General features: G+C 61.9%; 7 protein-coding genes and 1 pseudogene. 5 read left to right on the plus strand and 3 right to left on the minus strand.

The features are described from left to right. The 4 genes from HCZ87_RS17865 to HCZ87_RS17880 all read left to right on the plus strand — a co-directional run. The coding region (locus tag HCZ87_RS17865) for a Crp/Fnr family transcriptional regulator (RefSeq protein WP_254868694.1) at positions 1-646 on the plus strand (646 nt) is incomplete at its 5' end. Positions 647-794: 148 nt separating this feature from the next. Then, positions 795-1,010, plus strand: a complete 216-nt coding sequence (locus tag HCZ87_RS17870; RefSeq protein ID WP_167645977.1) for a DUF2892 domain-containing protein — start codon at positions 795-797, stop codon at positions 1,008-1,010. A gap of 30 nt (positions 1,011-1,040) precedes the next feature. Next, positions 1,041-1,925, plus strand: coding sequence for an MBL fold metallo-hydrolase (locus HCZ87_RS17875; protein ID WP_167645979.1), 885 nt, complete (start codon positions 1,041-1,043; stop codon positions 1,923-1,925). 76 nt (positions 1,926-2,001) lie between these two features. Next, positions 2,002-3,738, plus strand: coding sequence for a SulP family inorganic anion transporter (locus HCZ87_RS17880; protein WP_167645981.1), 1,737 nt, complete (start codon positions 2,002-2,004; stop codon positions 3,736-3,738). Between the two features lie 440 nt (positions 3,739-4,178). Here the strand turns inward: HCZ87_RS17880 and HCZ87_RS17885 are convergent, their stop codons facing one another. The 3 genes from HCZ87_RS17885 to HCZ87_RS17895 form a co-directional block, all read right to left on the minus strand. Next, the gene (locus tag HCZ87_RS17885) at positions 4,179-5,231 is read right to left on the minus strand and encodes a 2,3-butanediol dehydrogenase (protein ID WP_167645983.1); all 1,053 of its coding nucleotides are present in this window, start codon (positions 5,229-5,231) and stop codon (positions 4,179-4,181) included. Between the two features lie 96 nt (positions 5,232-5,327). Continuing rightward, positions 5,328-7,127 (minus strand): NAD(P)/FAD-dependent oxidoreductase, encoded by a 1,800-nt coding sequence (locus HCZ87_RS17890; RefSeq protein WP_167645985.1) that lies wholly within the window; start codon positions 7,125-7,127, stop codon positions 5,328-5,330. Positions 7,128-7,267: 140 nt separating this feature from the next. Next, entirely contained in the window at positions 7,268-9,016 is a 1,749-nt protein-coding gene (locus tag HCZ87_RS17895) for a sigma-54-dependent Fis family transcriptional regulator (protein ID WP_167645987.1), read from the minus strand. Between the two features lie 410 nt (positions 9,017-9,426). On the opposite strand from HCZ87_RS17895, the pseudogene HCZ87_RS17900 reads away from it, so the two are divergent. Next, positions 9,427-9,607: pseudogene (locus tag HCZ87_RS17900) on the plus strand (MFS transporter); the annotation flags it as partial.

Here is a 9,607-nt window from a genome sequence, read left to right on the forward strand (position 1 = left end):
CGAGAGGTTTCAAGGCACGCGACAGTTGTCGCGACCGGTGCGTGATCGCCTGCTGGCTCTGGGGCGGGTGTCACATTTCACCAAGGGGCAGCGCATTTTTGATCCCTTTCATGTGCCCGACAGCCTGTTGTTCCTGGTCGACGGCAGCATCCGCGTCTCGCAGACCTCGGGCAGCGGGCGCGATATTGTACTCTACCGGGTGGAGGCAGGCGAAAGCTGTGTGCTGACCACCGCCTGCATGCTGGCGGAGGAAGCCTATAACGCCGAGGGCACCGCCAAACCCGAAGCCCCCGCCGTTGACCTCCCCCGCCCCGCCTTTGATCGGCTGGTGGCGGAGGAGCCGGCCTTTCGCTCCTTTGTCTTTGCCGCCTATTCGCGCCGATTGATCGACCTGTTGCGGGTGGTTGACGATGTGGCCTTTGGCCGGATCGACGTCCGGCTTGCTGATCGGTTGCTGACCCTGGCCGGCGCGCAAGGCGAGATCACCGCCACCCATCAACAGCTGGCGAGCGAGCTTGGCACCGCCCGCGAGGTCATCTCGCGCGTGTTGCAGGATTTCCAGCGTCGCGAGTTCATCACCCAGTCCCGCGGGCATGTGACGATCCTGGATCGCGCGGGGCTGACGGCACTGGCCCAGAGCGCATAGCGCCGCAGCGGATCCCGCATGTCGCAGCAGCGACATGATCTTTTTCGCGTTTTTGCGATACTTTCGGCGGCTTTGGTGACAAAATCACTGAAGCTAGACCCGAAACGATCTATCCAATGGGTAATGTTTCTGTTCTGGAGGGCTCGAAATGACCGTAAACGTTGGTACGATGGATCGCCTGCTGCGTGTGCTGCTGGGTCTTGTGCTGCTTTATCTCGCGTTTTTCAGCGGCTACCCGCTCTTTGCTGGCGGGCTGGTGAAATACGGCGCCGCGCTTGTCGGGGTGGTCATGCTGGTGGTCGCCGCAACCCGCAGCTGCCCCATCTATTCCATTCTCGGCATTCGCACCTGTCGGCGCGCGTGACCCAACACATCTATGAATAAGAGACCAGACATGACCCATTACCCCGTCAACATTGAAGTCCAACCTCTCGTCGAGGCGTTCTTTGACGAGGCGACAAATACGATCAGCTATATCGTCAAGGATCCTTCCTCTGATGCCTGCGCGATTGTCGATAGCGTCATGGACATCGACTATGCCGCCGGGCGCATCAGCTTTGGCCACGCCGATGCGATGATTGCACGCGTGCAGGAGCTGGGCGCGCGGCTGGAGTGGATCATCGAAACCCATGTCCATGCCGACCACCTGAGCGCGGCACCCTATATCCAGCAAAAGCTGGGCGGCAAGATCGGCATCGGCGCAAAAATCCTGGTGGTGCAGGAGACCTTTGGCAAAATCTTCAACGAGGGCACCGAATTCCAGCGTGACGGCAGCCAGTTCGACGCGCTCTTTGACGATGGTGACACCTATCAGATCGGCAATATGCAGGCTTTTGCCATGTATACACCCGGCCACACCCCGGCCTGCATGGTCCATGTGGTGGGCAATGCAGCCTTTGTTGGTGATACGCTGTTCATGCCCGATGGCGGCTCCGCCCGGGCGGATTTCCCCGGCGGCGATGCCGGGATGCTGTATGATTCGATCCAGAAGGTTCTGGCGCTGCCGGATGAGACCCGCCTTTTCATGTGCCACGACTACGGTCCCAACGGTCGCGACATCCAGTGGGAAACCACGGTGGGCGAGGAAAAACAGCACAATATCCACGTCGGCAACGGCAAGACCAAGGAAGAGTTTGTGAAGTTCCGCACCGAGCGGGATGCTCAGCTGGATATGCCCAAGCTCATCCTGCCTTCGCTTCAGGTTAATATGCGCGCCGGTGAGATCCCGACTGACAAGGACGGACGACCGATGCTGAAAGTGCCGGTGAACGGTCTCTGATCCAATACCACACGCGCAGTCGCGCCCGACACGCCAGGGCGCGGCAGTTTGATTTCCCGACAATGAAATGACCGCCATGCCCCCTTTGCGCCGCTACCTTCCGATCCTCGACTGGGGCCGCACCTACGACAAGACCGCATTCTCCAACGATCTGATCGCGGCGGTGATCGTCACCATCATGCTAATCCCGCAATCGCTGGCCTATGCGCTGCTTGCCGGGCTGCCGCCCGAAGCCGGGATCTATGCCTCGATTGTTCCGATCCTGCTCTATGCGGTCTTTGGCACCAGCCGCGCGCTGGCGGTTGGTCCGGTCGCGGTGGTGTCCTTGCTCACAGCCTCGGCAGTGGGTCAGGTGGCCGATGCGGGCACTGCGGGCTATGCGATGGCGGCGCTGACCCTGGCGTTCCTGTCGGGTGGTTTTTTGTTGCTGCTTGGCGTGTTGCGGCTGGGATTCCTGGCGAATTTCCTCAGCCATCCGGTGATTGCCGGTTTCATCACCGCATCGGGCATTCTGATCGCCACCAGCCAGGTCAAACATATCCTGGGAGTCGAGGCGCAGGGGCATACCCTGGTGGAGCTTCTGATCTCGCTTGTGGAACATGTCCAAAACGCCAGCCTGCCGACCATGCTCATCGGCCTTTCGGTCACGGGTTTCCTGTTCTGGGTGCGCAGCGGGCTAAAGCCGATGTTGCAACGCCTTGGCGTCAAACCCGGGCTGGCCTCTGTGCTGACCAAGGCAGGCCCGGTGGCCGCCGTGGTGGCCAGCACCCTGATCACCTGGGGGTTTGACCTCGCCCAAAGTGGGGTCAAGATTGTCGGCGAGGTGCCGCAGAGCCTGCCTCCGCTCACCCTCCCGGATTTCTCCCCCGATTTGCTGAGCGCGCTGTTGCTGCCTGCGATCCTGCTCTCGGTGATTGGCTTTGTGGAATCCGTCTCCGTCGCGCAGACCCTCGCCGCAAAGAAGCGCCAGCGCATCGACCCCAACCAGGAGCTGATCGGACTGGGCGCGGCCAATATCGGCGCGGCCTTTACCGGCGGCTATCCGGTGACCGGTGGTTTTGCCCGCTCGGTGGTGAATTTTGACGCCGGTGCGCAGACCCCCGCCGCCGGGGCCTTTACCGCCGTGGGCCTTGCCATCGCCGCGGTGGCGCTGACGCCGCTGGTCTATTTCCTGCCCAAAGCAACCCTTGCAGGCACCATTGTCGTCGCCGTGCTGAGCCTGGTGGACTTCTCGATCCTGCGCAAAACATGGGGCTATTCAAAATCCGACTTCGCCGCCGTCGCGGTCACCATCCTGCTGACCCTGGGTCTGGGGGTCGAGGTGGGGGTTGCCAGCGGTGTTGCGATCTCGGTGCTGCTGCACCTTTACAAGACCTCGCGCCCGCATATTGCCGAGGTCGGGCTGGTGCCCGCCACCCAGCATTTTCGCAATATCAACCGTCACGCAGTCGCGACGGATCCCTCGGTCCTGACCCTGCGCATGGATGAAAGCCTCTATTTCGTGAATGCGCAGTTTCTGGAGAACCTGATCCTGTCGCGCGTGACCGAAGGCTGCGCCATCCGCGATGTGGTCTTGATGTTTTCCGCGGTCAACGAGGTCGATTACTCTGCGCTGGAATGCCTTGAGGCCCTCAACGCCCGTCTGCGCGACATGAAGGTCGGCCTGCATCTGTCCGAGGTCAAAGGCCCCGTCATGGATCGCCTGCGCCGCACGCATTTCATTCAGGACCTGAATGGAGAGGTGTTCCTGTCGCAATACGACGCCTGGACCAGGCTCCATCGCGAGCCCCCTCCGAACAAAGCCGCGGAATAGGGGGATGTCCCGAGCATATGTGCGTTCGCTTTGGATATGACCTGCAACACCTGCTGTGCACCCGTTTGACCAAAGGCAAAGGTGCCGACATCCTTGCGCATATGTTGCCAAAGTGACCCTTGCCCCGCCCCCGGGAAAGCCCGCCCCGGTTTTCCGACGGTCGGGGTGCAATAACCGCATGCAGCTTTGTATTCATGCCACCCTTGTCGCTCCACCGCTTCCAACGATTATACAGCCTCTTGTGCCGCTCCTATACGGCGGGGCTGTCGCGCCATCTGCGCGTCGCTCAAGCAGAAAAGACTAGATATAGTCACCGCTCGGTTTTTGAACCGTGAATCACGCCGCCAAACGGAAACCAATGGATCCTGAAACTAAAGAACCAGCAGATCTCCGGCCGCTCTGCCTTATGTGAGCGGCCGGAATTTCTGAATTGCGACAGATCAGTCGGGAGCTTCGACCAAGATCTTCACATGGGATTTCTCCGCGACCAGTGCCTCGAACCCTTCCGCGACGATGTCATCCAAGGCGATCCGCTTGGTCACCAGTTGATCGGCGCTGAAATAGCCTTGGGTCATCAGCGCCATGACCGCCGGATAGACGTTGCGATAGGCGATGGTTCCCTGCACCTGGCGCTCCTTGAGCACGACGGTGTTGGGCTGGAACGACGCCTCCTTTTCCCAGATTGACACGACCAGAACCTGCCCTTCGTGGCGGGTGGCGTCGATGCATTGGGGCAGAACCTGCGGCACGCCGGTCACCTCGAAGGCGACATGAACCCCGCCCGTCGCCTCGCGGATCGCCGCGACCGTGTCTGTCGCGGTTGGGTCGATCACCGAGGTGGCGCCGAGATCCAGCGCCTTTTGCCGGCGCACCTCCGAGGGTTCCACCACGTGGATCTCCGACGCGCCGGCGACGCGCAGCGATTCCACCACCAAAAGACCGATGGGCCCAGCGCCAAAGACGGCAGCCTTGTCGCCGGCCTTGATCTTGGACAGGCGCACCGCGTGCAGGGCGACGGCGGCGGGTTCCACCAGCGCGCCCTGTTCCATCGACAGGCCGTCGGGCATCTTGTGCACCATGCGGGCGGGCACCACGCTGTGGGCGGCGAACCCGCCATGGCCGCCGGACAGGCCGACAAAGCCAAGGCTGTCACACAGGTTGTATTTCCCCTCAAGGCAGGCCGGGCACTCTCCACAGGCAAAGATCGGCTCGATGGCCACGCGGTCACCGACCGCAAGCCCGGTGACGTCTTCACCCAGCTCTGTCACGGTGCCGCAGTATTCATGCCCCATGGTGATCGGGGCCTTGTCGTGGCTCAGGGGGTGGTCTTCATCCACGGGCACAAAGATCGGCCCGGCGAGATATTCATGCAGATCGCTGCCGCAGATCCCGGTCCATGCGACCTTGACCTTCACCTCGCCCTTGCCCGGGGTCGGCTCCGCGATGTCTTCGACGCGAATATCCTTTACGCCATGCCAACGTGCTGCTTTCATTTCTTTTCTCCGATTTCAGTAATAGGGGGCGCCCGGCGGGAGGACGGTGCCGGGCGCTTGGGGCGCGCCATCACGGGGCGCGACCCGCTCAGGGCATCACGACAGGTGATGCACCTCTTGCAACCCGTAGACCGGGGTGTCCAAACCCTCCAATCGCGCCTTCAGTTGCAGCGCAAGATACAGAGAGTAGTGACGCGACTGGTGCAGGTTGCCACCGTGGAACCAGAGGTTCTCCTGCTGGGTCGGCTTCCACATGTTCCGCTGCTCGCCTTCCCAGGGGCCGGGGTCCTTGGTGGTGTCGGAGCCGAGGCCCCAGACCTTGCCCACCTTGTCCGCGACCTCCTGTGAAATCAGGTCAGCAGCCCAGCCGTTCATCGAACCGTATCCCGTCGCCATGACCACCAGATCGGCATCAAGATGTGTGCCGTCCGACAGCACCACGCCGGTCTCGTCGAAATGATCGACCTGCCCTTTGACCAGCTTCACCTCGCCGTCGATGATCAGCTGGCTGGCGCCCACGTCGATGTAATAGCCGGAGCCGCGCCGCAGGTATTTCATGAAGAGACCCGAGCCATCATCGCCCCAGTCGAGTTCGAAGCCGGCCTTTTCAAGCCCGGCATAGAACTCTGCATCGCGTTCCCTCATCTGATCATAGAGCGGGATCTGGAATTCATGCATGATCCGGTAGGGCAGCGAGGCAAAGACCATATCGGCCTTTTCCGTGGTCATGCCATTGGCCACCGCCTCTTCGGAGTAGAGCGCGCCGAGGCCGATATCCATCAGCGTGTCGGACCGCACGATATGGGTGCTGCTGCGCTGCACCATGGTGACATCGGCATCCGCCTCCCAAAGCGCAGCGCAGATGTCGTGGGCAGAGTTGTTCGACCCCACCACGACGACCTTCTTGCCGGTCCAATCATCCGGGCCCTTGTGCTGCGAGCTGTGCTGGATCGTGCCGTTGAAATCCTCCATGCCGGGGAATTGCGGCATGTTGGGCTTGCCGGACATGCCCGTGGCCAGCACCAGCTGCGTCGGGCGCAGCGTGACCTCTTCGCCATCCCGGTTGACCTTGACCTCCCAGGTGCCTGTGTCGTCGTCATACTGTGCGCTCTGCACCTCGGAGCGGGACCAGTAGTTGATCTCCATCACCTTGGTGTACATTTCCAGCCAGTCGCCGACCTTGTCCTTGGGGGTAAAGACGGGCCAGTTGTCCGGGAACTTGATGTAAGGCAGGTGGTCGTACCAGATCGGATCATGCAGGCAGAGCGACTTGTAGCGCGAGCGCCATTGGTCGCCGGGCCGGTCGTGCTTGTCCAGAACGATGGTCGGCACGCCAAGCTGGCGCAGACGTGCGCCAAGGGCGATGCCGCCCTGACCGCCGCCGACGATCACCGTGTAGGGCTGTTCGGTATAGCCCAGCTCGGCGGCTTCGGCTTCGCGCTTTTCGGTCCATGACCTGCGGTTCTTGGCAGCGCCGTGTTCGGCCCCCATCGGACGGCGCTTGCCCCGGTTTTCCTCGAAACCCTTCAATTCCTGAAGTGCGGTCAGAAGCGTCCAAATCCGCCCGTCCTTCAGGCGCATCAGGCCCCAGCCCCGGCCGACAGCGGTTTCAAAGGTGATCCAGGCGGTGACGACGCCGCCATCTTCGCCAGGAATTTCGCCGTCCTGAAGCGCAAAACCCTGCGGCTTGGTGTGTTTCAGTTGCGCCGTCAACATGTCCTGAACAGCAGACGGCCCCTCCACCGTCTTCAGGTTCCAGGTCACGGCGACCAGATCGCGCCAGTAACTGTCGGTGGCAAACAACGCGCTTGCGGCCTGTGCGTCGCCTTCCTCAAGGGCGGCGTTCAGGCTGTCGAGCGTCTCTTGCACCTGGTCGGTGACTGTCGAGTCAAGCATTGCGTTTCCTCCTCATCAGCAATGTGATGAGCAGACAGTGGCGAAACAGCCCGCGCCTCCTCCACGGAAATCTGACGGGAGTCTCTGCGCAAGGTGCTTCCGCAGTGCAGCATGTTGCAAACGCAACGCCGCGCAACATGTCAGTCGGGTGCGCGCAACCCTTCCTTGCGAATGCGCCGCAGAACCGTTGACCGGTTGACCCCCAACCGGCGCGCAGCACGGGCCATGTTCCAGTCGCAGGCGTCCAGCACCGCCTCCAGGGTTTGCTCTTTATCGCGGGCTTCGGTCGCGGCCGGAAGATCCGGCAGATCTATAACCGTGGTTTCCGCCAGCGCGCAGGCCACGTCCAGCACATTGCCAAGTTCGCGCAGGTTTCCAGGCCAGTCGCGCGCCAGCAACTCGGCCCGCGCCGAGGGTGTCAGGCGCAGCTCACCTCCAAAGCGCCGCCGCAGCAGGCGATCAAGCAACCAGCCAAGATCCTGTCTTTCGCGCAGGGGCGGAACGTTGAGCACGGATCCCGACAGCCGGAAATACAGTTTGGCAGGGATCCTTTCATGCGACAGAAGGTCAGAAGGATCGCAGCCGGTGGTGGCGACCGGGCGCAGATCGGGATGTGCATCCAGAAAGCCGGGCAGAACAAGCGCGGTCTCTGGAGGCAAATCCTCGATATGACGCAGCAGCAGCGTTCCCGGCCCTGACTGACCCGCAGGTGACGGGCAGAAATCCTCGGGCCGCGCTCCGGCACAATCCACCGCGGTGAAACCGCCCCGCCGAGAGGCCATGTGAATGGCGCGGGCCAGCTTGGTCTTGCCGCTGCCACTTTCGCCGCAGATCATGAGCGGCACATGCGTCGGCGCCAGCCGCTCTGCCTGCGCCAAAAGGCGCGTCATCGTCGGATCGCTGCCCGCGAAGGCGGACAGGACGCCGCCGCGCGTATGATTGGATGATGCGCTTTGGGTCGCTTGTGAGCGGCGCGGGGCCTGGGGCGCGATCGCATGGCCAAAGACGGCACCGCCATCCCCCAAGGCCACGACCCTTTCTTCCGTCGGACGGTCGCGCATCAGATCGGGCAGGTCATCGACGCTCAACCCCAGCAGCTCGTCGATCCGCGTGCCGATCAGCTTGCCGCCGCGTGCCAGCATCTGTGTGGCGGCGCGTGTGGCCCCGATGACCCGTCCCGACCCATCGAGTGACACCGCCGCTTCCGGGTCCACGTCCAGAAATTCGGGGCTGGACGAAAACCGCAAGACCCATTCGCGGCGGCTGGCCGCCATGAGGTTCGCCATTTCGACTCGTCGCGCCGCCGCTGTCACCAGCGACATCGCAAGGTTCTGGCTGCTTTTCGGCGTCGGAGAGCGCAGCAGCGAGATGTCCAGAACCGCCGCCAACTGCCCCAGGCTGTCATAGATCGGGGCCGAGGTGCAGGACAGCCCTGTATGCGCGTTGCCAAAGTGGTCGTCCTGGTGCACCGTTACCGGCTCACCGGTGACGATGCAGGCGCCGACGCCGCAGGTTCCCGCCAGGTCCTCGGACCAGTTCGACCCAAGGTACAGCCCCGCCCCGCGCAATTCGTCCACGAACAGGTCGTCACCGAAAAAATCAACGCAGACGCCTTTGGCATCCGTCAGGAGCAGGACATAGTTCTGGCCCGCCACCTGCCGGAACAGGCTTTGAAGACCCGAGCGCGCCGCCCCGATCATCCAATCCGCTTGCTCGCGGTGGGCGCGAAACTCGGTATCCGTGACGATGTGGGCCGGGTCACTGCGTGTCGGATCCATACCATAGAGTTCGACGCATCGACGCCACGAGGCATCGACGTAACTGTCCCGACCAGACGGATGACCGTCCAGAACCTGCTCGATCTCCTCGACGTGATGATGCGCGACCATGAATCCTTCCTCCCCACCACGATAGTACAATCAAAAGCAGCGCGCACAATGATGGACCTTGGTCGTAGGCAGGCGATCACGTTGATCGCAGCGAAGATCGGGTGTTCGGCGTACATGTTGAACGACGTGGTCAAGACAGCCGAGGTCGACAGCGCAATGCGCGCAGGCGTGTCCAGTAAGATGGCCGCTGTGCAACCGAGAACCACGCCCCGGCAAATGCGGCGCGGTTCAACGGGACAAGTACCAAACACGCGTGATCAATGATTGCGTCATGTTCGGCATTGAATGTAGGTTTCCACAACGGCGGATAAGGGCGCTGAAAAAAAGAACGGTCGCGAATTAGAAGCCTTAAGTCAGAGATTGGTCGTAGCCCTCTGTGGTGAAAGCCCTTTCCCGACCCAGAGCGAGACATGACACCAAACACCCGGACGCTTGCTCTTTTGTCTTGCCTAATGATGGTGGCGCAGCTGGATCGGCAGATCCTGTCCTTGCAGCTAGAGCAGATCGGGCGCGAGTTCGCTCTGTCGGATACGCAATTGGGGCTGCTGTCTGGTTTTGCCTTTGCTCTGGTCTTTGTGATCTGTGGTTTTC

This window comes from Phaeobacter sp. HF9A, from assembly GCF_011806385.1.
GTDB lineage: Bacteria > Pseudomonadota > Alphaproteobacteria > Rhodobacterales > Rhodobacteraceae > Epibacterium.